Source organism: Desnuesiella massiliensis (assembly GCF_001403615.1).
In the GTDB taxonomy this organism is placed as follows: domain Bacteria; phylum Bacillota; class Clostridia; order Clostridiales; family Clostridiaceae; genus Desnuesiella; species Desnuesiella massiliensis.
This window is the reverse complement of sequence record NZ_LN879456.1, coordinates 1,375,301-1,398,524: the sequence shown is the minus strand read 5'-3', so window position 1 is coordinate 1,398,524 and position 23,224 is coordinate 1,375,301. Positions and strand designations below refer to the sequence as shown.

At 31.4% G+C, this 23,224-nt stretch carries 24 protein-coding genes, 1 tRNA gene, 1 other RNA gene and 1 pseudogene; 24 read left to right on the top strand and 3 right to left on the bottom strand.

Annotated features, from left to right (window positions below):
* Positions 1 to 76: 76 nt before the first annotated feature.
* Together BN2665_RS17575 and BN2665_RS17570 are read right to left on the bottom strand one after the other, a co-directional pair.
* Positions 77 to 964 (bottom strand): IS3 family transposase, encoded by an 888-nt coding sequence (locus BN2665_RS17575; RefSeq protein ID WP_242865871.1) that lies wholly within the window; start codon positions 962 to 964, stop codon positions 77 to 79.
* 2 nt (positions 965 to 966) lie between these two features.
* Positions 967 to 1,647 carry a helix-turn-helix domain-containing protein gene (locus BN2665_RS17570; RefSeq protein ID WP_055665086.1) on the bottom strand — a complete coding sequence of 227 codons (681 nt, stop codon included), beginning with the start codon at positions 1,645 to 1,647 and terminating at the stop codon, positions 967 to 969.
* Between the two features lie 324 nt (positions 1,648 to 1,971).
* Here BN2665_RS17570 and BN2665_RS17565 point away from each other — a divergent pair, with 324 nt between their 5' ends.
* The 19 genes from BN2665_RS17565 to ssrS all read left to right on the top strand — a co-directional run bounded on the left by BN2665_RS17565 (position 1,972) and on the right by ssrS (position 19,204).
* A complete protein-coding gene (locus tag BN2665_RS17565; protein WP_055668372.1) occupies positions 1,972 to 2,529 on the top strand; it encodes a helix-turn-helix domain-containing protein in 558 nt (185 codons plus the stop codon).
* Positions 2,530 to 2,968: 439 nt separating this feature from the next.
* Positions 2,969 to 3,616, top strand: coding sequence for a class I SAM-dependent methyltransferase (locus BN2665_RS17560; protein WP_055668371.1), 648 nt, complete (start codon positions 2,969 to 2,971; stop codon positions 3,614 to 3,616).
* A 132-nt stretch (positions 3,617 to 3,748) separates the two neighbouring features.
* Positions 3,749 to 4,309 carry a GNAT family N-acetyltransferase gene (locus BN2665_RS17555; RefSeq protein WP_195892712.1) on the top strand — a complete coding sequence of 187 codons (561 nt, stop codon included), beginning with the start codon at positions 3,749 to 3,751 and terminating at the stop codon, positions 4,307 to 4,309.
* Between the two features lie 315 nt (positions 4,310 to 4,624).
* Positions 4,625 to 5,572 (top strand): DUF1848 domain-containing protein, encoded by a 948-nt coding sequence (locus tag BN2665_RS17550; RefSeq protein WP_055668370.1) that lies wholly within the window; start codon positions 4,625 to 4,627, stop codon positions 5,570 to 5,572.
* Between the two features lie 87 nt (positions 5,573 to 5,659).
* The gene (locus tag BN2665_RS17545) at positions 5,660 to 6,238 is read left to right on the top strand and encodes a 5' nucleotidase, NT5C type (RefSeq protein ID WP_055668369.1); all 579 of its coding nucleotides are present in this window, start codon (positions 5,660 to 5,662) and stop codon (positions 6,236 to 6,238) included.
* Between the two features lie 60 nt (positions 6,239 to 6,298).
* Positions 6,299 to 6,610 (top strand): hypothetical protein, encoded by a 312-nt coding sequence (locus tag BN2665_RS17540; RefSeq protein WP_055668368.1) that lies wholly within the window; start codon positions 6,299 to 6,301, stop codon positions 6,608 to 6,610.
* Between the two features lie 85 nt (positions 6,611 to 6,695).
* Complete coding sequence (locus BN2665_RS17535) at positions 6,696 to 7,298, top strand: HAD family hydrolase (RefSeq protein ID WP_055668367.1); 603 nt, start codon at positions 6,696 to 6,698, stop codon at positions 7,296 to 7,298.
* A gap of 254 nt (positions 7,299 to 7,552) precedes the next feature.
* Positions 7,553 to 9,250 (top strand): methyl-accepting chemotaxis protein, encoded by a 1,698-nt coding sequence (locus BN2665_RS17530; RefSeq protein ID WP_055668366.1) that lies wholly within the window; start codon positions 7,553 to 7,555, stop codon positions 9,248 to 9,250.
* A gap of 56 nt (positions 9,251 to 9,306) precedes the next feature.
* Positions 9,307 to 10,224, top strand: a complete 918-nt coding sequence (gene glsA / locus BN2665_RS17525) for a glutaminase A (protein WP_055668365.1) — start codon at positions 9,307 to 9,309, stop codon at positions 10,222 to 10,224.
* 106 nt (positions 10,225 to 10,330) lie between these two features.
* Complete coding sequence (gene aroC / locus BN2665_RS17520; protein ID WP_055668364.1) at positions 10,331 to 11,476, top strand: chorismate synthase; 1,146 nt, start codon at positions 10,331 to 10,333, stop codon at positions 11,474 to 11,476.
* Between the two features lie 147 nt (positions 11,477 to 11,623).
* Entirely contained in the window at positions 11,624 to 14,242 is a 2,619-nt protein-coding gene (gene polA, locus BN2665_RS17515) for a DNA polymerase I (RefSeq protein WP_055668363.1), read from the top strand.
* A gap of 12 nt (positions 14,243 to 14,254) precedes the next feature.
* Positions 14,255 to 14,854 carry a dephospho-CoA kinase gene (gene coaE / locus BN2665_RS17510; RefSeq protein WP_055668362.1) on the top strand — a complete coding sequence of 200 codons (600 nt, stop codon included), beginning with the start codon at positions 14,255 to 14,257 and terminating at the stop codon, positions 14,852 to 14,854.
* Positions 14,855 to 14,871: 17 nt separating this feature from the next.
* A complete protein-coding gene (locus tag BN2665_RS17505) occupies positions 14,872 to 15,420 on the top strand; it encodes a lytic transglycosylase domain-containing protein (protein ID WP_055668361.1) in 549 nt (182 codons plus the stop codon).
* Positions 15,421 to 15,435: 15 nt separating this feature from the next.
* A complete protein-coding gene (locus BN2665_RS17500) occupies positions 15,436 to 15,858 on the top strand; it encodes a HutP family protein (RefSeq protein ID WP_055668360.1) in 423 nt (140 codons plus the stop codon).
* 238 nt (positions 15,859 to 16,096) lie between these two features.
* Positions 16,097 to 17,098: an ABC transporter substrate-binding protein gene (locus BN2665_RS17495; RefSeq protein ID WP_055668359.1), complete on the top strand. Its 1,002-nt coding sequence runs from the start codon at positions 16,097 to 16,099 to the stop codon at positions 17,096 to 17,098.
* On the top strand, positions 17,098 to 17,994 hold the full coding sequence (locus BN2665_RS17490) for an ABC transporter permease (RefSeq protein WP_055668358.1): 897 nt from the start codon (positions 17,098 to 17,100) through the stop codon (positions 17,992 to 17,994). The genes BN2665_RS17495 and BN2665_RS17490 overlap by 1 nt, the downstream gene beginning before the upstream one ends.
* Positions 17,969 to 18,763 (top strand): ABC transporter ATP-binding protein, encoded by a 795-nt coding sequence (locus BN2665_RS17485; protein ID WP_055668357.1) that lies wholly within the window; start codon positions 17,969 to 17,971, stop codon positions 18,761 to 18,763. The genes BN2665_RS17490 and BN2665_RS17485 overlap by 26 nt, the downstream gene beginning before the upstream one ends.
* Before the next feature lie 166 nt (positions 18,764 to 18,929).
* Positions 18,930 to 19,011, top strand: a tRNA-Leu gene (locus BN2665_RS17480).
* Positions 19,011 to 19,204: non-coding RNA, 6S RNA (gene ssrS / locus BN2665_RS26375), on the top strand. The genes BN2665_RS17480 and ssrS overlap by 1 nt, the downstream gene beginning before the upstream one ends.
* Before the next feature lie 153 nt (positions 19,205 to 19,357).
* Here ssrS and BN2665_RS17475 read toward each other — a convergent pair.
* A pseudogene (locus tag BN2665_RS17475) lies at positions 19,358 to 19,903 on the bottom strand (DsbA family oxidoreductase); the annotation flags it as partial.
* A 317-nt stretch (positions 19,904 to 20,220) separates the two neighbouring features.
* Between BN2665_RS17475 and msrB the strand changes: the two are divergent.
* From msrB to BN2665_RS17450, 5 genes are all read left to right on the top strand, one after another.
* Positions 20,221 to 20,673 carry a peptide-methionine (R)-S-oxide reductase MsrB gene (gene msrB, locus BN2665_RS17470; RefSeq protein ID WP_055668355.1) on the top strand — a complete coding sequence of 151 codons (453 nt, stop codon included), beginning with the start codon at positions 20,221 to 20,223 and terminating at the stop codon, positions 20,671 to 20,673.
* Between the two features lie 174 nt (positions 20,674 to 20,847).
* Positions 20,848 to 21,309 carry a pyridoxamine 5'-phosphate oxidase family protein gene (locus tag BN2665_RS17465; protein ID WP_055668354.1) on the top strand — a complete coding sequence of 154 codons (462 nt, stop codon included), beginning with the start codon at positions 20,848 to 20,850 and terminating at the stop codon, positions 21,307 to 21,309.
* A gap of 115 nt (positions 21,310 to 21,424) precedes the next feature.
* Entirely contained in the window at positions 21,425 to 22,363 is a 939-nt protein-coding gene (locus BN2665_RS17460; protein WP_055668353.1) for an NAD(P)/FAD-dependent oxidoreductase, read from the top strand.
* The gene (locus BN2665_RS17455) at positions 22,364 to 22,600 is read left to right on the top strand and encodes a glutaredoxin domain-containing protein (protein WP_055668352.1); all 237 of its coding nucleotides are present in this window, start codon (positions 22,364 to 22,366) and stop codon (positions 22,598 to 22,600) included. It begins immediately after the preceding gene.
* 33 nt (positions 22,601 to 22,633) lie between these two features.
* Entirely contained in the window at positions 22,634 to 23,170 is a 537-nt protein-coding gene (locus BN2665_RS17450) for a peroxiredoxin (RefSeq protein WP_195892711.1), read from the top strand.
* Positions 23,171 to 23,224 lie beyond the last annotated feature (54 nt).

Sequence of the window (23,224 nt, the reverse complement as noted above, 5' to 3'; positions counted from 1 at the left end):
TGAACTGCTCCCTGTCAAGTAGACAGTGAAAAAAAGAAAAAATAGTAAAGTGCCAACCAAGAAGGTTGGTACTTTTTTATGATGAGATACCAAGAAGATACCTACGGTATTCCAGCGGTGTCATACAGTTTAAGCGCTTCTGGTAACGCTTATTATTATAGTAGTCTATGTATGCTTCAATAGCTTTCTTCAAACTCTCATAGTCATTAAACTTATGCAAGTAGTACATCTCAGATTTTAAAATTCCCCAGAATCCCTCCATAGGGCCATTATCTATGCAGCGAGATACCCTTGACATACTTTGTATCATTCCAGCCTTATCTAGCTTTGACTTAAATATTTTGCTGGTATATTGGAATCCACGATCGCTATGAAAGATGGGTTTTACATTAGGATAGGCTGCAACTGCTAAGTCAAAGGTTTCAAACACAAGAGCATTATTGTTTGAATGACCAATGACATAAGATACTATGCTTCTATCCCCAAGGTCAAGGATTGCACTTAAGTATGCTTTTTTTCCATCACCATACTTGAATTCTGTTATATCCGTGAGCCATTTCTCAAAGATATTTTCTGCCTTAAAATCTCGGTTTAGTACATTTTCAGCTGTAACTTCAGGAGTTGATTTTAGGTAGTTATATTTCTTTTTCCTACATACTGATTTCAGCCCAACTATTTTCATAAGACGATATATGCGTTTATAGTTTACCTTAAGGTTATGTTCACGACGAAGTTTTATAGTTATCTGCCTGTAACCAAGTATACCGTCTTTCTCCTCATAAGCTTCCTTAATAAGAATAAGGAGATTTTCGTTTTGAAGTTCATTCTGGCTTTTCTTCCTATGAAGCCATTTATAGTAAGCTGATCTGTTGATTTTAGCAATCTCACACAAAACCGAAACAGGATAGTGGCTTTGTTTTGAAAGCATCTTAATAGCCATGTATACTGTCTCCTGTTTAACCAGGCTCAGAACCGCCCCCTTTCTATTTCCTTGAGTTTTTTTAAGAAATCTATCTCCATCTGTTGCCTTTTATTCTCAGCTTCAAGAAGCTTGTTCTGCGCTCTTAACTTCTCAAGTTCAGACATTTCACCCTCAGGCTTTCTTTTACCCCTTCTGTCCAGAAGCGCTTCTATGCCATCTTTCTCATATTTTGTTGTCCATGCATAAACTTGCTGATATGATACCTTATATTTCTGCGCTGTCTCTGCGTAATTGCTATTGTTCTCAATACAGTATTTAACTATTTCAATTCTTTCATTGTAAGTTGTTTTGCGTCCTTTGGTCATGATAGTTCCTCCTGTTCCAGAAGCCTTTAACTCCTCATGACCATTATACTTCATAACCCATTGCCTGACAGTATCTTGACCTGGAATTTTGTATTTTACGGCAATATCTTGGAGTGAACCTTCTCCACTTAAGTAGGATTGAACAACCATTTCTTTAAACGCAGAAGAATATGAGTTATTTCTCTCATTGTTAATAAATGCCGTTTCACCTTGAGCCTTATATTTAGCAACCCATTTACGAAAAGGTGTACGACTTACACCATATTTACGAGCAATTGACTGAAACGAGCCATCGCCATTCATATACTCTATTACTGCCTGTATTTTTAATTCAGGTGATATTTTATCTTTTCTTCCCATAAAAAATACGCTCCCCTCTGTGGTAAACAGTTTTTATTACTTAAACTGTCTACTACAAGGGGAGCATATCATAACAGGGCTCTTTTTTAATACATAAAATTAAGGAGGTGAGCCTATGGCAAAATCTAGATGGGAAGATGTTAAAGAGAAACTAATCCTAATTGTGGGAAATTACTTGCCAAAATTACTGAATAATCTAGTATTTTAATGGATATTCAACTTATGGTTGAATATCCTTATCATGAGCGGTTATAGTTTTTAAATGATATTATCGGTATAATAATAGAAACAGCGCTGTTTAATTGATATAAGAGGAGAATATATATGAAGTTAGCTATTGGGAATAAAATAAAGTCGCTTCGCAAAAAACGCAATTTGACCCAAGAACAGTTGGGCGAGCATCTTGGTATTTCATTTCAATCTATAAGTAAATGGGAGAATAACATAGCCTTGCCAGATATAACATTAGTACCAAAAATAGCGACAATTTTGGGCATCTCCATTGATGAACTTTTTGACTATGATTTAAAAGAAATAAATGAAAAAATAAAATCAATTTGTAATGAAACATACGAATGTAGATGGAATGATGATTTTAGGAAAGAAAAAGAAATATTATTAGAGGGTTTGAAGGACTATCCTAACAACGAGATGTTACTTAATAATTATCTGTATACAATCAACTATAAGGAAAACCCTGAAGAAGTTATAGCTATTGCAGGAAAACTTGTTGCTGAAACAACAGATGATACAATCAAATACAATGCTTTAAGATTTTTATCTTATGCATATTACACAAAAGGTGAACTGGAATATGCCAAGGCAACACTTGAACAGATACCTGAATTATACTTTACCAAATTATCTGAAATGCACATTTGAAGTTGAGCCGCAATGTTCTTCTAAACCAAACCGTATGATTGCTTTTAAACAGATAAATAAAAAATGAATGCAATTAAACCCTAGGTTAACTTAATACTAACCTAGGGTTTTCCGCTTTATAAGAGGTGAATCTCATGATAAGCAAAATTGTAAGGGAATAAGGATTATTGGGTTCAATATTATTATATTTATCAATAATCGGAGTGTTACATAATATTATACTCATCTAGAAATACTATTCTAGTAAGTTGACTTGATCTTGCCCCTAGTGGGCTCTTTTTTATTTAAAGAGAATTATTAATATTCTTCAATTCCTTTAGCATCAAACTTTTTGTTCCGTATTCATGTAATATTTAATATAATATTCCTTAGGGGACAATCTTTGGATATTGGTTATTTTATATTTAAAAAATATATATATTTATTGAGGTGGATGATAATGGTTAAATCAAAAGAATGGAATTGGTCAGTAGTAACAGATAGCTCTTGGAATGAGCCCAGTGGGGATGTTTATTATTATGTGAACAGGTGGAAAAAGAAGAATTTAAACAGTTTTCTAGATTTAGGATGTGGACTTGGGAGGCATTCAATTTTATTTGCTGAAAATGGATTTGATACATATAGCATTGACTTATCACAATACGGAATAGAAGTACTAGATAACAAGGCTAGTGAACTAGGATTAGATATAAAAACAACAGTAGGAGATATTCACAATCTGCCTTTTGATGCAAATATGTTTGATTGTTTATTGGCTTATCATACAATATCTCATACAGATACTAGAGGAATTAAAATAATTATAAGCGAGATTAATAGAGTATTAAAAACTAATGGAGAATTTTTTGCCACATTATGTTCAAAACATGGCTCAGCATTCACTAACAAGCCTTATCCAAGGATTGATGAAAACACTATTCTTAGAACCGAAGAACCAGAATTAAATGTTCCACATTTTTATACGGACTTAGATGGTGTTAGGAATTTATTTAAAGATTTTGAATTAATCAAGATTAGACATATAGAAGATATATTTAATGACACAAGCAGTTGGCACTATTTCATTCATGGAATAAAGAGAGAATAGGCATTATAAAAATATTTACAGTAGAAAAAAGGAAATGGATTAAAACACCACATAACAAAAATTCCCCATCAGTTTGGCTTTTGAGGATAGCCAAGCTATACCTGTAACTATTTTAGAAAAGGAGAATATATATTGATTAGATATAGTGATATTTGTAAAAAAATACAAAACATTGAAATTAGACCCTTAAAGTTAACGGATTACTCGGCGTGGTTGAGAGGATTCCAAGAGCAAAAGGAATCTCAATCTCAATATGATGAGGGATGGTTCAAAACAGATTTTATGACAGAAGAATGGTACAGAAACAAATTAAAGGAACGTGAAGCGTTGGCAAATAAAGATTATAGCTATATGTTAAATATTTTACGTATTAAGGATGAAGCATCAGTTGGATATTGTGACATCACAACACACATGCGAGAAGATTTTCAGTATGCAAGAGTTGGTTACACTATACATAATCAGTTTTGGAGACAAGGATATGCTAAGGAAGCCATAAAGGCTCTAGTTGACATTGGATTTAATGACTTGAACTTTCATAGGTTGGAAGCACATATCAACCTTGACAATGATATTTCAAAACAGATTGTGTTATCAGCAGGATTTGAGTTTGAATGTATAAGAAAACAATTTATATTGGAGGATAATATTTGGACAGATAACGAAATCTATTACATTATTAATAATAGTTAAAAATAGTTAAAGTACTAACAGGCATTTTAGAAATCCTAGTAAAAATTGAAGTTAACTTGGGAGAGATAAATTTTGTAATGAAAGATTTGAAAAAGGAAATATTAAGGATTTTCAGCAGCCGATAGTAGAGAAGATAATATTACCTATAATTGTTGATGCTATTAAAATTGGTTTAAGTATAAAAATGAAAATGTAGAGATTACATTTATTGAATGGTGTGAAAATAATAAGAAAACTTATTCATGGATTAAATCTTATTATTATGATATAAGAAACCGTACTTAGGTAGAAATATATTTCTATGTGGAGGTAAAAATGATAGTAAGTGTAAGCAGAAGAACGGATATACCAGCCTTCTATAGTGAGTGGTTTTTTAATAGAATAAAAGAGGGTTTTGTATATGTAGTAAACCCCTTTAATCCAAAGCAAGTAAGCAAAATAGAACTTACACCTAAAACAGTAGATTGCTTTGTATTTTGGACTAAAGATGCAGAACCTATGTTAAATAGGTTGGATGAAATAGAAGATTTTAAATATTATTTTCAATTTACCATAACCTCCTATAGAGGTGACGTGGAGCCTGGAGCTAGAATGAAAAAAGATATTGTAGATACTTTTAGGAGACTTTCTGATAAGATTGGAAAAGAAAAAGTTATATGGAGATATGATCCTATACTACTAAATGATTTTTATACTAAAGAGTATCATTATCAATGGTTTGAAAAATTTTGTATGCAGTTAAGTGGACATACAGAAAAGTGCATAATAAGTTTCTTAGATTTGTATAAAAAAACGAAAAGAAATACAAAAGAGTTAAATATAAATTCAATCAGTGAAAATGATATGACGGATTTAGCAAGAAACTTAGCTACCATAGCAGCAAAATATAAAATAGATATTGAAACTTGTTCTGAAGGCATAGATTTATCTAAATATGGGATGAAAAAAGGCAAGTGCATTGATGATAAAATAATTTCTAGAATACTTAATTTGCCTATAGAAGTAAAAAAAGATGATACGCAAAGGGAAGTTTGTGGATGTGTCAAGAGCGTAGATATAGGTCAGTATAATACCTGTAAACATCATTGTTTATATTGTTATGCAAATTTTAACTATAAAACAGTTGAAGATAATTGTTTAAAACATAATTCTAAAGCACCTATATTAGTAGATTGTTTAAAGGGAGACGAAAAAATAGCAACTAGAGAAATGAAGTCTATAAAATCCCTGAATAGTTATAATGAACAGATAAACTTATTTTAATAAACTTTTTACCAAGTTATAACATACTCATAATAATTTCTTAACCTTTATGAATTATACTTATGCTATAAGTGAGGTGAAGAAATAATGAAAAACTTAAATATTTGCATTGATATTGATGGAACTATAACAGAACCATATTTTTGGCTTGAATTTACAAATAAATATTTTAATATGAGCTTAACAGAGGAGCAGGTAACAGAATATGATATACATGAAGTTATTGGTGTAGAGGAAAAGGTATTTTTAGAATTCTACGAAAAATATAAGTTTAAGATTCACTCCGAGCAAAAGCTTAGGGAGGATGTAGAGAGTGTTATAAAAAGGCTAAATTTAATTCATAATATTTATTTCGTTACAGCGAGAGATACAAGCCTTTCAATGGTAACACATTTATATTTAAAAAATAACAAAATTAACTATGATGAATTATTTCTCTTAGGTAGCCATTATAAAGTTGATAAAGCAAAAGAGCTAAACTGCAGCATTTTTATTGAAGATAATTATAATAATGCGCTTCAATTATCAAATGAAGGTTTTAAGGTGTTGCTCCTCGATACTAATTATAATAGAAAGCCTTTAAATGAAAATATAATAAGAGTTTACAACTGGAAGGAAATATACTTAATTATAAATGAACTGTTTTTACAAAGCAAAGCTATGTAATACCAGTTCATTTTTATATATTTAATATGTTGATAAACTAAGGGGAGGTATTTAGTTATTATGAGCGATGAGGAAAGAAAATTATATGACATATTGTTTCCTAATGACAATAATCATTACCACGTAAATTATGCATATTTTAGTGGAGGAAGCATGAGGGCTTTATCTATACTAAAATCCAAAATAAAGAAAAGCTATATAGAACCCATTATAGTAGAGGATGAAGTCAATGAGGGTTCTTTTTTTGCAAGAGTACTTCAAAAGGATGTAGATTTATTTTTAGCTATGGTAGAGCCATTAAAATATAACCAATTAAAGATACCAAATAGATATATGAGCAAGATTAAAGTTTTATTTGAGGATAGTAACTAATCATTTACATTTCATAGATGGCTTAAAAGCTCAAAAGATGATATAATTTCCATGATTAGTATTGTTTAAAATATGGGAGGAAAAAATGATAAAGAATATTGTTTTTGATGTAGGTAATGTATTGGTAAGTTTTAATCCCCTTCAATATTTAGAGAGCTTCAAACTAGATAAAGATGTAAAAGATCATATTATGGAAGCTATATTTAAAAGTAAGGAATGGATAGAACTAGATAGAGGAACTCTTACAGAAGACGAGGCTGTGCAAATGTTCTGCTTGTCTAGCGAAGAACATTCTGAAGCTATAAAAGCTATCATGGCAAATTGGATGTCTATGTTAACCCCTATAGAAGAGTCTATAAGTATACTCAAGGAGTTAAAAAGAAGAGAATACAAAATATACATTTTATCTAATTATCATGAAAAATCCTTTAAATACATCAATGAAAACAATGAATTTTTTAGCCTTATAGATGGTAAAGTGGTATCCTCTGAGATTAAATTGCTTAAGCCTGAAAAAGAGATTTATGAGGAACTTATAAATAAGTATTCCTTAAAGGCAGAAGAATGTTTATTTATAGATGATACTTTAACAAATATAGAGGCTGCTAAAGAAATAGGGATAAAGGGAGTTTGGTTTAAAAATCCTAATGAGCTAAGAAAAGAACTTACTATTAAAAAAATATTATAATACATATATTAAGTTTTATAAAACTTCTGTTTCACTATATAGCAGAAGTTTTTATTTTGAACTTAACTTATACTTAACAAAAAATATATGTAGATTAACAATGAAACTTTAAAATTACAAAAAAGAAAAATAGAATAAATTGACAATAAATGTTCTATATCGTAAAATTGTGTTACTAGATAATTGTTATCAATATAAAGTAATTCCTAATAAATTTCACAAGTTAATTATTTTCTACATACAAGGAGGAATATATGAAAACAAAATTTAATTCTAACGAAAAAGGAGATTTAAGAATCAGTACTAAAATAAAACTCATATTGATGTTTTTAGCACTGTTCTTATTGTTTATAATAGTAAACAATTTTTATACCTTTAATAGACTTAATGGAGATGCCCCAGCTATAAATCTTTCTGGTAGTGAAAGAATGAGAAGCTATAAGTTATCTTATATGGGGAATTTATATTTAGATGAAAAAGATGACAGCAAAAGAGCTCAAATAAAAGATGCTATACAAAAGGAAATTCAAAGCTTTGACAAGATATTAGTAGGTATATCAAAAGGTGATAAGGAGCTGAAACTATCACCCAATAGTGATAAAGAGGTATTAAAGGCCTTAGAAACCATAGATAATAAATGGAACACTATGAAAAGCAAGTACTTAGATATAATAAATAACTCCTCAAATCAGAAGGAAAGCATAAACTACATTAATAGTAATGTGGATGCTCTAGTAAAAGATATAAATGAACTAGTATATCTTTTGGACAACATGTCAACGGACAAAATAGAGCTTTCAAAAAAAGTGAGTATTTCATTCTTTACTCTATCTATAATAATTATAATCTTATCTTATATGTTAGTTAAGATTAGTATTATAAAGCCCATTGAGGTTTTAAAAATAAGAATGAGAGATATAGCTGAAGGTGAAGGAGATTTAACTAGTAGGATCCATATTAAAAAGAAGGATGAAATTGGGGAATTAGCACATTGGTTTAATAGCTTCATGGAGAATATTCATAATATAGTATTGTCAGTAATAGAAACTTCAAAAAGTGTTAAAGATACTTCAGAACAGATATCTCAAATTGCCTTTCAAAACGGACAAGCTATTGAAACCATAGCTGAATCAGCCCAGCAGGTTTCAGAAGGCAGTGACATTCAGAAACAAGGGATGAATGATTTATCTGAAGATATCCATAGTATAAGCGATAATATCAATAAAATAAACTCAATTGTTAATGAGGTAGTAAATAATTCTGAAGGTTCTAAAGATGAGGCTCAGAAGGGAAACGTAAAGATAGAGGAAACAAAAAATCAGTTAGAGGAATTGACTGTTACCATAAAAGATATTGAAAATAAAATGATAAAGCTAGATGATAATTCTAAAGAAATAGGTAAAGTAATAGAATTTATTACTAGTATAGCAGAGCAAACAAATTTATTGGCTTTAAATGCTTCTATCGAAGCGGCTAGGGCTGGAGAGCATGGAAGGGGGTTCTCTGTAGTAGCCGAAGAGGTAAGAAAATTGGCAGAAGAAACTGAGGGAGCCACTAAGCAAATCGTACCCTTTATTGAGCAAGTTCAAAGCAATATATATTATATAAAGAGAGAAATGAATAAAGTAAATGATGAGCTTAATAAGGAATTTAATGTACTTAATGAATCAATTGAAGTTTTACATAACATACTAGTTAAGAGTAATGACACTGTTATTGGTATAGATAGTGTAAGAGAAATAATTAACGCATTAAATTATAAGTTTAATGATACCAAGGAAGCTTCAAATAGGATAATGTCTATTACAAGCAATAATTCTCAAAGCCTACAAAGTGTAGCAGCTGCTGTAGAAGAACAATCGGCATCCACGGAAGAGATTTCAGCATCTATTGCAGATTTATTTTCTATGATTTCTGAGCTTTATAAAAAGGTATCTAGATTTAAAGTTTAGATTCTCTTATAATAGATATGGGGAAATTAAAATTCAAAATTTAATGAGGTAAGAATATGAATCAGCTTTTAAAATCTATTATTGAAAACAATAGAAGATATGCTTTAGAGGGGAAGGTAGCCTCTTATATACCTAGTCTTGCAAAGGCCAATGCTGAGCATTTAGGTATTTGCGTGGCTACTTTAGATGGCAAAGAGTTCAGTGCTGGAGATTGTGATGTTAAGTTTACTATTCAAAGCATATCAAAAGTTATAAGTTTAATGGTAGCCATATTAGATAATGGTACTAAAAACGTTTTTTCTAAGGTAGGAATGGAGCCTACAGGGGATAGCTTTAATTCTATAATGAGCTTAGAAGTGAAAAATCCTCAAAAGCCTTTTAATCCTATGATCAACGCTGGAGCTATAGCTACCACTGCTTTAATTTCAGGAGATAGCTTAGAGGAAAAGTTTGAGAAAATCATTAATTTCACCAGAAAGATCACCGGAAATGATGAGATTAACATCAATGAAGAGGTTTACCTTTCTGAAAGGGTTACAGGGGATAGAAATAGGGCTCTTGCCTACTTCATGAAAAGCAATAAGCTCATTGAGGGCGATGTAGAGGAAATTTTAGATTTATATTTTAGACAGTGCGCCATAGAGGGAACTTGCAGAGATATAGCTAGAATAGCTGCCATGTTAGCTAATGATGGTATATTACCTTGGAGTGGAGAAAGGGTAATTTCTAGAGAAGTCAGTAGAATCGTGAAAACCATAATGGTCACCTGTGGCATGTATGACGCTTCAGGAGAATTTGCTGTACATATAGGTATTCCTGCTAAAAGTGGTGTAGGTGGAGGCATACTGGCCGCAGTGCCTAGAAGAATGGGCATAGGTGTGTTTGGGCCTGCCTTAGATGCTAAGGGTAATACTATAGCAGGTATACAAGTATTACAAGAATTATCTAAAGAATTGGATTTAAGCATATTTTAAGTGGCATAGGAAAATAACTAGTCAGAATAATGACTAGTTATTTTTTCAAAATATTATAAGAATCCTAAAACTTAATGGTTGTCTAACTTTGTAGAGAGGTGATTTTATGTTAAGATTTTTGGATGGAGGAGAATCGCATGGTAAGGCTCTAGTAGCCATATTAGAAGGTTTTCCTTCTAACTTTCATATAGATGTAGAGGAGATTAATAAAGAGCTGCAGCGTAGGCAGCAAGGCTATGGTAGGGGAAAAAGAATGAGCATTGAAAAAGACCAGGTAGAAATTTGGTCTGGGCTTAGAGGAGATAAGACTACCGGGGCACCTATAACTATGATTATTAAAAATAAAGATTATGAAAACTGGAAAGATTTTTTTAATAGAGAGGCAAAGGAAGAAGAAAAAATTAAAATTATTAGACCAGGTCACGGAGATCTGGTTGGTTTTTATAAATATAAGACGGGTGATATAAGAGATGCTATAGAAAGAACCTCTGCAAGAAACACTGCTATAAGAACTGCTATAGGAGCTTTATGCAAACAATTGCTTAAAAGCTTAGACATTGATATAAGAAGTATGACTAAGAGTGTGGGAGCAGTATATGAAAATAAAGTGAATCTTTTTAATGAGGATATATATACTATTATACAAAATAGTGACATAAGGTGTTATAATAAGCCTATAGAGGAAAAGATTAAAGCTGCTATAGACAAATGTAAATTAGAAGGGGATACTATAGGTGGAAGTGTTTTTATATCTATTAAAGGAGTACCCCTAGGCATTGGCAGCTATACCCAATGGGATAGAAAGTTAGATGCCATAATATCTATGGGCATAATGTCAGTGCAAGCAGTAAAGGCCATAGCTTTTGGAGAGGGATTTAATAGTAATATACAAGGTTCCGAATTTAATGATGAAGCTTATTTTAAAAATAATGAGATAATAAGAGGAACAAATCATGCTGGTGGTATAGAGGCTGGAGTTTCCAACGGTGAGAACATAGATATTACAGCATTTATTAAGCCTATTCCCTCAGTGAAAAAAGGTATTGCCTCCATTAATTTAGCTAGTAAAGAAAATGTTATAAGCAGATATGAAAGGTCCGATGTGTGTGCGGTAATTCCAGCGGCAGTGGTCATAGAAAATGTTTGTGCTTTTCATATCCTATCTGAAATTCTTAATAAATTTCCTAGTGATGAATACAATGAGCTAAAACGGAATTTTTATGATTACAAAGCATATTTAAAAAAGATGTAAACTTTGTATTGTTATGTAATAATATACTGTTTACAAGGAGAAAATAATAAATAAGTTTAGGCATCGTAAAAAAATAACTAGTCAAATATACGAGTAGACTGAGTAGTTATTTTTTAGGAGATGACTAATGTAAATGGAGGATTAATGATGGAAAAATTACTGATACTTGACAGCAATAGCCTTTTGAACAGAGCCTTTTACGCACTACCTCCTTTAACAAATAGTGAAGGAATACATACCAACGCTATATTTGGGTTTACTAATATGCTATTTAAAATGAAAGAGGAGATAAATCCTGATTATATAGTTGCTACCTTTGATAGAAAGGCTCCTACCTTTAGGCATAAGGAGTATTTGGACTATAAGGCTGGTAGAAAAAAGATGCCTCCTGAGCTTGCTGAGCAATTCCCAATAGTAAAAGAAATGCTAGATTTACTTGATATAAATATATTTGAGATAGATGGCTTTGAAGCAGATGATTTAATAGGAACCCTATCTAACTTTGCAGAGGATAAGGGTATCGAAGTATATATAGTTACAGGAGATAGGGATGCGCTCCAATTAGCAACAGATAATATAAAGGTAATAATAACTAAAAAGGGTATTACAGAAAAAGAGATATATGATAAAAATAGAATGATAGAGGAAATGGGAGTTACTCCAAAGCAGTTTATAGATGTTAAGGGCCTAATGGGCGATACTTCAGATAATATACCAGGAGTGCCTGGAATAGGTGAAAAAACAGCCTTTAAATTGATTCAGACCTATGGAAGCATAGAAAATGTACTTCAAAATATAGAGGACATCAGTGGTAAAAAGGTAAAAGAAAATTTAGCTCAATATAGTGATCAAGCTATTTTTAGCAAAAAGTTAGCTACTATAGTAACGGAAGTGCCTATAGAAATTGATTTAGATTCCATAAAATCTAAAGAAAAATTTGATGTTGAGGGACTAAAAAAGTTGTTTTTTAGACTTCAATTTAAATCCTTATTAGATAAATTGCCACAAGAAGAAAAGGAAATAAAAGAGGAAACCGAAACAAAATTTAAGCTTATTAACCACACTGAAGCTCTTATAGATTTGAGAGAGAAACTAAAAAACTACAAGAATAGATTATATTTAAATTTTAACATAAATAATCCTATGATGTTTTCAAAAGTAAGCATAGATAAGATTTTTCTTAGCTATGAAGAGAATAATTATGTAATAGATTTAGAAGCCCTACTACAGCTTCAAAGAGAAAACACTATAAAAGACTTAAAAGAAATATTTGAGGTTTATGACCTATCTAAGGTATGCTATGATATAAAAAATGCCTATACAGCTTTATATAAGCTTGGTATTAATCTAAGGAATGTGGAATTTGATATTAAGATTGCAGCATATTTAATAGATTCCTCTAAGGGAGAATATGAACTTTTAACTTTGATTAATGAATACTTAAGCAAGGATCCTAAAGGTGAGGGCATAGAATTATTTGTTAAACAAAATAGTTATTTGAAGGAGCTTTATGAGTTATTAAAGGATAGAATTTCAAATAATGAAATGGATCAATTATTATATGAAATCGAACTGCCTTTAACTAAAGTATTAGCTTCTATGGAGCAGAAAGGCTTTAAGGTAAATAAGGATATACTAGAGGCGCTAGGCAAAAAATTTACTAAGGAAATTAGTAATATGCAAGAGGAAATCTATGCTTTAGCAGAGGAAGAGTTTAATATAAATTCTCCTAAGCAACTAGGGAAGATTCTTTTTGAAAAGCTTGACTTGCCAGTGATTAAAAAAACAAAAACTGGCTATTCCACTAATGCAGAGGTGCTGGAGGAGTTAGCTGATAAACATCCTATAATAGAAAAGATAGTATATTATAGGCAGCTCACAAAGCTTTATTCCACTTATATAGAAGGATTAAAGGCTGTAATAGATGAAGATGGTAAGATACACTCTAACTTTAATCAGACCGTTACTACCACAGGTAGATTATCTAGTACAGAACCCAATCTGCAGAATATACCAATAAAATATGAAATGGGAAGAGAAATAAGAAAGGTCTTTGTAGCAGAAGATGAAGAATCTGTTATATTATCTGCGGACTATTCTCAAATAGAGCTAAGAGTGCTAGCTCATATTGCAGAGGATGAAAATTTAATAGACGCCTTTAAGCATCATAGTGATATACATACAAAGACTGCCTCAGAAGTTTTTAAGGTGCCTTTAGAAGAAGTGACTACACTTATGAGAAGCAGAGCTAAGGCGGTAAATTTTGGTATAGTATATGGTATAAGTGATTTTAGCTTAGCAAAGGATTTAAAAATATCTAAAAAAGAGGCAAAAGAGTATATGGATACTTATTTTGAAAGGTATCCTAAGGTAAAAAAATATATGGAAGATACTATTGGCTTCGGAAGAGAGAAGGGTTATGTTGAGACCATAGTAAAGAGAAGAAGATACATACCTGAGATTAATTCTAGCAATAAAATAGTAAAATCCTTAGGTGATAGATTAGCCATGAATACACCTATACAAGGCAGTGCGGCAGATATAATAAAGCTAGCCATGGTTCATGTTCAAGATAGGCTTGATAAAGAGGAGCTAAAATCCACATTGATTCTTCAGGTACATGATGAATTAATACTAAATGTATACAAAGATGAACTAGAAGAGGTAAAAAATATTGTAAAAACTGAAATGGAAGAAGTTATGACCTTATCTGTACCTTTAGAAGCAGATATTAACATCGGAGATAACTGGTATGAGGCTAAATAAGGGAGTGGTAAAGTGTTAAAGATTGGTCTTACAGGAGGTATTGCCTCAGGTAAAAGTACAGTTTCAAACCTTTTAAAAGAACAGGGTTTTACCATTATTGATGCAGATATCATAGCTAGAGAAGTATTAGAAGTATATCCAGAAATATTAGAAAGCGTAAGAAAACACTTTGGAGAGGGATTTTTTGATTATAGAGGTACCTTTCTCAGAAAGGAATTTGGAAACTATATTTTCAAATATCCTAGAGAGAGAATTAAATATGAAGAAATAATAATGCCCTTTATTAAAAAAGAAATTTTTAATAAATTCGAGGAATATAATAAAAAAGGAGAGAGGGTAGTAATACTAGATGCTCCTACCCTCATAGAAAATAATCTGCAGGATAGTATGGACTATAATATTTTAGTTTGGGTAAGCAGGGAGGTTCAGCTCTCTAGACTTACAAAAAGAGATGTCATAACTAATAATGAAGCATTAAATAGAATAAAATCACAAATGGATTTAGACTTAAAAAAAGAATTTGTAAACTTCATAATAGATAATAGCAAGGACTTAAATAGTACAAAGGAACAGGTTAAGGACATAGTAAATATTCTTAATATGTATAAATAATAGATTCGAGGTATAAAATGAAGCTTAGAAAAAATAATATAACCTTTATTGTTTTAAGCATATTTTTATTAGTTTTAGCAGGAATATTTTTGGCAAAAAAGGCATTTCCGTATGATTATAGGGAATATATAAAAAAATACTCAGCTCAATATAATTTAGATCATTATCTAGTGGCATCACTTATAAGAGCAGAAAGTAATTTTGATCCTAAGGCATGCTCTAATAAAAATGCTATAGGATTAATGCAAATAACTGAAGATACAGGAAAATGGGCGGCTCAAGAGATGGGCATTAAAAACTTTAACAAGGATATGCTTAAAGAACCAGAATTCAATATAAGAATGGGATGTTGGTATTTAGATAATTTAAAGAAAGAATTTAATGGGGATATGAACTTAGTACTAGCTGCTTATAATGGTGGAAGAGGAAATGTACAAAAATGGTTAAAGAGCGAAAAACATTCTAAAGACGGAAAAACTCTTTTTTATATCCCTTTTAAAGAAACAGATAAATATATAAAAAAAATAAAAGTGAATTACAGTGTTTATAAATTATTATATAATTAATTTACGGAGGGTACTATGAACGATTTAAATAGTACAGATGTGGCAAAGGCTTCAGTGAAAATGGCCATATCTTCTAGAGTAGAAGAAGAGAAGCTTATTAAGGATTTTAAAGATCAAAATATTTCAGCAGTAGCAGTGGACATAGGGGGAAATCTTATTTCCTCCATACCTAAAATAATCGAGAGAGCTTTAGTCGCTTCAAAGCGCACTGGCATAATAAAGGATTGTCACGTTCATGATGGAGCCGTAGCCGGCGCTACTAGAGAGGCTATAATTCAGGTGTCTTCAAAAGCTACCGGAATGAATGTAGGAGGGAAAATAGGTATTGCAAGAAGCGGAGAGCATCTAAGTGTATGCATTTTTCTTAGTATAGGATTACTTCATCTAAATGAGGTAGTAATAGGACTAGGTCATAGATCTATTCCAGATATAACATAAGTTAGCTATTGACATATTTTAAAATAGTTTATATAATGATAAATATTTCATTAGTAATATAGTTTAAAATGTAGAATAGTAGTTTAGTAGAATTGTAGTATAGTAGTATGGTAGGAGAAAGACTAATTTTTATAACTAGAATAATAAATTTTATTTTATTATATATGTGAATAGAAGTCTCTCCATGGAGGGACTTTTTATTTTTATAAAAAAATTATATTTTTAGGAGGACAGTAGTATGGTAGGAAAAAACAAATCATCAATTATCATTTCATTAATTTTAATTCTATCTTTATTTGGAGGGTGTTCAAAAGGAGTAAATAGTGGACAAACTTCCTCTAAAAAAGTGAAGATAGGAATCTCTCAAATTGCAGAGCATCCTGCTCTAGATTTATCTCAAAAAGGATTTATTGAAGGTTTAAAATCAAAAGGATTAAAAGAAGGAGAAAACTTTGAAATAGAAGTTCAAAACGCTCAAGGGGATATTGCAAACGCACAGCTTATAGCTAATAATTTTGTATCTCAGAAGAAAGATATGATTTTTGCTATTGCAACACCAGCAGCACAAGCAGCTTATAACGCTACAAAAGATATACCTATATTGATTACTGCAGTAACGGACCCAGTAAAAGCAGGTATTGTAAAATCCATGGACAAATCTGAAACCAATGTGACAGGTACTAGTGATGCTATACCGATGGATAAGCAACTAGCCTTGGCTAAAGAAATACTCCCCAAGGTAAAGAAAGTAGGAGTGCTCTATAACACCGGAGAGATAAATTCTGAAATTCAGCTTTCAAAGCTTAAAGAACTATCCTCAAAATTTGACCTTGAGGTTTTATCTGTTGGAGTTAACAATGTAAATGATGTAGCTCAGGCTCTAGATTCAATCCTAGGTAAAATAGATATGCTTTATGTGTTAACAGATAATTTAGCTGCTTCTTCTATGCCTTTAATAGCTTCGAAGTCCATAGAAAAGAAAGTCCCTGTAATTGGTTCAGAGGAGGCTCATGTTAAAGCTGGAGCCTTAGTTACAGATGGTATAGATTATTTCAAGCTAGGTTTCCAAACTGGTCAAATGGCTTATGAAATTATTCAGGGAAAAGAAGTAAAGAGCATGCCTATAGAAACTTTGAAAGAAACAAAAATAGTGATAAATTTAAATACTGCTAAAAAGCTAGGTATAGACATTCCAGACACCATAGTGAAAAAAGCAGAAGCTGTTAAGGAGGGAAATTAATGAATACCTTCTTATTAGGAATATTTGAACAAGGAATTATATTTGCCATTGCCGCCTTAGGTGTATATATTACCTATAGTATTTTAGATTTTCCAGATCTTTCAGTGGATGGTAGTTTTCCATTAGGAGCAGCGGTTTCAGCAGCATTGATTGTAAAAGGATATAATCCATGGGTTTCAATAGTTGTAGCATTAATGGCGGGAGCCCTAGCAGGTTTCTTTACTGGACTTTTACATGTTAAGTTAAAGATAACCAATTTACTATCTGGAATATTAGTCATGTTTGCATTGTATTCTATTAATTTAAGGATTATGGGAAAGTCTAATGTGCCTTTATTTAAAGAAAGAGTTATCTTTAGTAATTCTATTGAACCTATTTATGTATTGATAGCACTGCTTATAATAGTAAAAATAATCATGGATTTATTTTTTAAGACAAAGCTAGGGTATATTTTAAAAGCTACAGGGGATAATGCCACGGTAGTAACCTCCTTGGGATTAGATACTGGGAAGATAAAAATACTAGGTTTAATGATATCAAATGGTTTAGTAGCTCTTTCAGGAGCTATAATGGTACAATACCAGAGATTTGCAGATATCTCTATGGGAAATGGAACTATAATCATAGCTTTAGCCTCAATTATACTAGGACAATCTATTATAAGAAATAGCAAATTAATAAAAGCTACAACTATTGTAACTATAGGTTCAATACTTTATAAGCTAAGTATTGCTCTAGCTTTAAAATTAGGACTTCCACCTACGGATTTAAAGCTAGTTACAGCGGCTATAGTGGTTTTAACCATAATGCTAAATAGTAAAAAGTTTTCTATTAGCTTCAAGAAATTTGCTGCAAAAGGAGGGGAACGCCGTGCTTCATATAAAGGAATTGGTTAAAGTATTTAACAAAGGAAACTCAGAAGAAAAAACTTTATTTAATAATTTAGACCTTCATGTGAACAAGAAGGATTTTATAACAGTCATAGGAAGTAATGGTGCAGGTAAATCTACACTATTAAATATTATTACGGGCACCTTAAGCTTAGATGAGGGTACCATAAGTCTAGAAAATGAAGAAATCACTAGGGTCCTAGAACATGAAAGGTCGAAATATATGGGTAGGGTATATCAAGATCCTTCGAAAGGAACTTCTCCTTCTATGACTATACTTGAGAATCTATCCTTAGCTTATAATAAAGGCAAAAGTTTTGGATTAGGCTACGGAGTGAATAAGAAGAATTTAAATCACTTTAAAGAGAGATTAGCCACATTAAATTTAGGATTAGAAAATAAGTTAAATGATAAAGTAAGTCTATTATCTGGAGGACAAAGACAAGCTTTGGCTTTACTTATGGCTACCATGGTAACACCTAAATTATTATTGCTAGATGAGCACACTGCAGCTTTAGACCCAAAAACTTCTGAAAATATAATTGGGCTAACAGATTCCATTGTAAAAGAAAAAAATATAACTACTTTAATGGTAACCCACAATATAAACCATGCAATAAAATACGGAAATAGAATCATAATGATGCATAAAGGTAGGATTATAATGGATGCTCAAGGGGAGGAAAAGCAAGCTCTAACGCCAGAAAAAATTATCGGGTACTTTAACAATATAAGCCAAGATGAAGGATTGAGTGATAGAATAATTCTAAATTAATGTTAGTCAGTTAAATTATCCAATAATAGGAGAATTACTTTCATTTATTGATGAAAATTCTTCTTTATCCATTTAAATCAGAGTATAAAAAACTTGACTCTTTATTTTTAGGTTGATATAATATGAATACGTTAAGGGCACAAAGTGATCTTAACAGATTTCATATGCGAGAGTGGCGGAATGGCAGACGCGCACGTTTGAGGGGCGTGTGGGAGACCGTGTGGGTTCAAGTCCCATCTTTCGCACCAATGGTCTAGAATATTCGAGAGGCTCTATATTTTGAACCTACATCACAACATCGGGAGTTCAATACCTAGAAGTGGATATGTACTTTCTTATGAGACCCTTAGACGGCATAGAAGGCGATAGAAACATCTGTGAGAACACCCACCTATCGAGAGATAGGTGTCAAAATTAGGGCGACGGTATTTTGGATTATATTTTGTAAATAGAGACACTGATCTAAGAGTGTCTTTTAAATACGATTATGTTAAAAAAACTATCACACACTTAGTGTCTAGAACAGGCAGTAAATGTGTGATAATTTTTTATGTTTTAGATTTATTACATAGGAAGGAGTCACCCCTTCCTATATTATTTTTTTAGAGTTAAAAGAAAGTTTTTTATATCTTCATAGGGTTGAGCTCCAACTATTTTGTATTTATCATTAATTATAAAAGTTGGGACGCTAGTGATGTTATATTGTTTAGCTAAGAACTTTGCTTTTTTTAGATTTTCATCAAAGTCACCCATATCAATCATGCTATTCATTTCCTTTATGTCTAAACCAGCATTCTTTCCTATTTCATTGATTATTTCAGCGTCACCAATATTCTTATTTTCTTCGAAATAGTATTTAAATAGTTTTAAAGAAAAGTCTTCATATTTACCTTTAAGTTTTGAATATTCAGCAGCTTTTAAAGCTCTGTTAGAGTTTGACAGTATAGTGAGATTTTCAAAGTTTATATTGAATTCTTTACCTTTTAAACTCAACATTTTTAGCATATTGTCAATATTGCTGCCAAACTTGTTTTTTAACAATTCTCCCTCTATAGGTGTTTCTGAGTGTAATTCAAAGGGAATCCATTCTACTTCTATATCCATTTCATCTTTTAATTTTTGCACAATACCTTTGGCAAGATAGCAGAAGGGTCAAACAAAATCTGAAAATACTTTTATATTAGTACTCATAGTTAATTCCTCCAATTTATTTATTTTCTCTTTAATATTATTATATATCAAAATATTTAAAAGTATAATAAAAAATATTTGTTAATAAAAATTATCATAATGCCATAGAAAAAGCCACATAAAAAATATATAATAATCTTATATTTGATGAATCTATAAAATATTATTATTAAATTTATCTAAAACTAGCATAGATAAGAATGTAGAGAGATATTCTAAAGCCATAGAGTTAAACTAGATATCATATGGAAATAGGAGTTGAAAGTATGAAAAAAAGTAACATTGATAAATCTGATAAGGAAGAATTGAAGAAGGTGCTTACACCTCTACAATTCAGTGTCACTCAAGAAAATGCTACAGAAAGACCTTTTGATAACGAATTCTGGAATCATAAGGAACAAGGGATTTATGTGGATATTGTTTCAGGTGAACCTCTGTTTAGTTCTTTAGATAAATTCGATTCTGGATGTGGATGGCCTAGTTTTACTAAGCCTATAGATAGAGAAAACATTAAAGAAAAAGCGGATTTTAGCTACAATATGCATAGGATTGAAGTTAGAAGTAAGGAAGGAGATTCTCATTTAGGTCATGTTTTTACAGATGGGCCAAGAGATAAAGGGGGGCTTAGGTATTGTATAAATAGTGCTGCACTTAGGTTTATTCCTGTAGATAAATTAAAAGAAGAAGGATTTGAAGAGTATTTAAATTTCTTTAAGTAAAGAGTAAATCACCCCTATATTATGAATAGAGGGTGATTTTTTATATGAAGTTTTTAAATATTCATAACAATATAATCATAGGAAAATGAAGGTGTTTATAAAAAAATATAGAATATATATTTTAAGAGTTTTTGTAAGGCATTTTGATAAAATACAATATTAGGAGGAATGAAGATGTTTAAAGAAATGAGAAAAATACAAAGACAGTTATCTCATGAAGAGACTATTGAAATATTAAATTCTGCAGACTATGGCTTTATTGCTATTAATGGAGAGGAATATGGCTATGGGGTGCCTGTTAATCATGTGTATTTAAATGATAAAATATATTTTCACTGTGCAAGGGAAGGTTATAAATTAGATAGGATAAGTAAAAACAATAAAGTTTCTTTTACAGCAGTAACAAAGCATGACATACTTGCGGATAAATTTAGTACGGACTTTAGGAGTGTAATGGCTTTCGGTGAAGCAGAAGAGGTATTTGGAGAAGAAAAAATAATGGCACTTATGGCTTTAATAGAAAAATTTTCTCCGCAATATATAGAAGAAGGAAGAAAGTATATAGAGAGAGGGGAAAAGGCTACAAAAGTATATGGAATAACAGTTAATCATATAACTGGAAAGGGTAGAAAGTAGGAAAAGCGGCATAGGTCGCTTTTTTTTTATTGACAAAAGAGGGTATATAGATTATTATATATTTACGGAGAATAATTATTAATTAATATAAATTATTAAAGTGTGGTGTTGAGTTATGAAAGAAGAAAAGAGACTTGATTTAGTTATAATAGGTTCAGGCCCTTCAGGTCTTACTGCAGCTATTTATGCGGCTAGATCTAGATTAGATTTTATAGTTTTAGAGGATGATTTAATAGGTGGACAAATTCGTTCTACTTATGTAGTTGAAAATTATCCAGGTTTTCTGAGCATAGGTGGTCAAGAATTAGTAGATAAAATGTATGAGCAAGCAATAAAAGCTGGAGCTAATATTGATGAATTTGATCCTATAATTTCTGTAAGATTAACAGAGGAAGAAAAGGTAGTTGAAACAGAAAATTACATATATAAACCAGAAGCGGTAATAATCGCAACAGGATCTAAATATAGGAGTCTTCCAATTCCAGAAGAATCTACATATCATGGTAATGGGATACATCACTGTGAATTATGTGATGGAGAGATGTACGATGGAAAAGATATTGTAGTGGTTGGAGGGGGTAACTCCGCTGTAGAGGGAGCTATGTTCTTATCAAAATATGGTAAGACAGTAACTATAGTTCATCAATTTGATACTTTACAGGCAGAAAAAAGACTGCAAGAAGAGTTGTTTAGGAATAAAAAGATAAAAATTATATGGGACAGCGAGGTAAGACACGCCTTAGGAGAGAGCAGACTAGAAAGTCTCCAAATAGAAAATATAAAAACTAAAGAAGTAACAAATATTAAAGCTGATGGAGTATTTGCTTATATAGGCATGATTCCTAAAACAGAATTATTCAAGGAGTATGTAAAGCTGAATGTTTGGGGTTACATCGAAGCTGGAGAAACCACAGAAACTAATGTAAAGGGAGTTTTTGTTGCAGGAGATGTGAGAAGCAAAATTATAAGGCAGCTTACTACTGCTACCGCTGATGGAACTGTGGCAGCTCTTATGGCAGAAAGGTATATTGTCGAAAAGAGGAGGAATAAATAAATGGTGAAGATTTATACAGCTCCAAATTGTCCTTACTGCAGGAAAGTAAAGACTTACTTGGATATGAATAATATTATCTATGATGATATAAATGTGGTTCAGAACAAAGAGGAAAGGGAAGAAATGATAAAGCTTTCAGGTCAGCAATCTGTTCCTGTGGTTAATATCGATGGAAAGATTATATTAGGTTTTAATAAGTTTGCTATAGATTCTGCTTTAGCAGAAATTAATAAATAAATTAAAAAATATTTTACATATAGGAGGTCTATTATGGAAAGATTAGTAGGTAAATTAGCACCAGAATTTAGAATGAATGCTGTTAAGGGAGATGGAAGTGACTTCTTAACAGTTAAATCAGAGGATTATAAAGGTAAATGGTTAGTGATGTTTTTCTATCCTCTAGATTTTACTTTTGTATGCCCAACAGAAATAACTGGATTCAGCGATAGATATGAAGATTTTAAGGCCGTAGGTACAGAACTTTTAGCTGTTAGCTGCGATAGCGAATATTCACATCAAGCTTGGATTAAACAAAGCAAGGAAGAAGGAGGACTAGGAAAGATCAATTTCCCAATAGCCTCTGATATGACTAAAGAAGTGGCTAAAAATTATGGAATACTTATTGAAGAAGAAGGTATTGCACTAAGGGGATTATTTATAATTGATCCTGAAGGTGCGGTTAGATATTCAGTAGTTCATGATTTAAACGTAGGTAGAAGCGTAGATGAAGCTTTAAGAGTATTAAAGGCTCTTCAAACTGGAGGATTATGCGCAGTTGACTGGGAAGAAGGAGACTCTAATCTATAAAAGCTCTTAGATACTTTTATAGTATGTACAATTTACGGTGCATGATGAAAGAAA

Bases quoted from the DNA above. Each gene is read 5' to 3' on its own strand.
- BN2665_RS17465 (WP_055668354.1), top strand. From the start codon at position 20,848: ATGTTTAAAGAAATGAGAAAAATACAAAGACAGTTATCTCATGAAGAG.
- BN2665_RS17550 (WP_055668370.1), top strand. From the start codon at position 4,625: ATGATAGTAAGTGTAAGCAGAAGAACGGATATACCAGCCTTCTATAGT.
- glsA (WP_055668365.1), top strand. From the start codon at position 9,307: ATGAATCAGCTTTTAAAATCTATTATTGAAAACAATAGAAGATATGCT.
- polA (WP_055668363.1), top strand. From the start codon at position 11,624: ATGGAAAAATTACTGATACTTGACAGCAATAGCCTTTTGAACAGAGCC.
- BN2665_RS17495 (WP_055668359.1), top strand. From the start codon at position 16,097: ATGGTAGGAAAAAACAAATCATCAATTATCATTTCATTAATTTTAATT.
- BN2665_RS17565 (WP_055668372.1), top strand. From the start codon at position 1,972: ATGAAGTTAGCTATTGGGAATAAAATAAAGTCGCTTCGCAAAAAACGC.
- BN2665_RS17500 (WP_055668360.1), top strand. From the start codon at position 15,436: ATGAACGATTTAAATAGTACAGATGTGGCAAAGGCTTCAGTGAAAATG.
- BN2665_RS17545 (WP_055668369.1), top strand. From the start codon at position 5,660: ATGAAAAACTTAAATATTTGCATTGATATTGATGGAACTATAACAGAA.
- BN2665_RS17530 (WP_055668366.1), top strand. From the start codon at position 7,553: ATGAAAACAAAATTTAATTCTAACGAAAAAGGAGATTTAAGAATCAGT.
- BN2665_RS17450 (WP_195892711.1), top strand. From the start codon at position 22,634: ATGGAAAGATTAGTAGGTAAATTAGCACCAGAATTTAGAATGAATGCT.
- BN2665_RS17540 (WP_055668368.1), top strand. From the start codon at position 6,299: ATGAGCGATGAGGAAAGAAAATTATATGACATATTGTTTCCTAATGAC.
- BN2665_RS17490 (WP_055668358.1), top strand. From the start codon at position 17,098: ATGAATACCTTCTTATTAGGAATATTTGAACAAGGAATTATATTTGCC.
- msrB (WP_055668355.1), top strand. From the start codon at position 20,221: ATGAAAAAAAGTAACATTGATAAATCTGATAAGGAAGAATTGAAGAAG.
- BN2665_RS17570 (WP_055665086.1), bottom strand. From the start codon at position 1,647: ATGGGAAGAAAAGATAAAATATCACCTGAATTAAAAATACAGGCAGTA.
- BN2665_RS17535 (WP_055668367.1), top strand. From the start codon at position 6,696: ATGATAAAGAATATTGTTTTTGATGTAGGTAATGTATTGGTAAGTTTT.
- BN2665_RS17455 (WP_055668352.1), top strand. From the start codon at position 22,364: ATGGTGAAGATTTATACAGCTCCAAATTGTCCTTACTGCAGGAAAGTA.
- aroC (WP_055668364.1), top strand. From the start codon at position 10,331: ATGTTAAGATTTTTGGATGGAGGAGAATCGCATGGTAAGGCTCTAGTA.
- BN2665_RS17460 (WP_055668353.1), top strand. From the start codon at position 21,425: ATGAAAGAAGAAAAGAGACTTGATTTAGTTATAATAGGTTCAGGCCCT.
- BN2665_RS17560 (WP_055668371.1), top strand. From the start codon at position 2,969: ATGGTTAAATCAAAAGAATGGAATTGGTCAGTAGTAACAGATAGCTCT.
- BN2665_RS17505 (WP_055668361.1), top strand. From the start codon at position 14,872: ATGAAGCTTAGAAAAAATAATATAACCTTTATTGTTTTAAGCATATTT.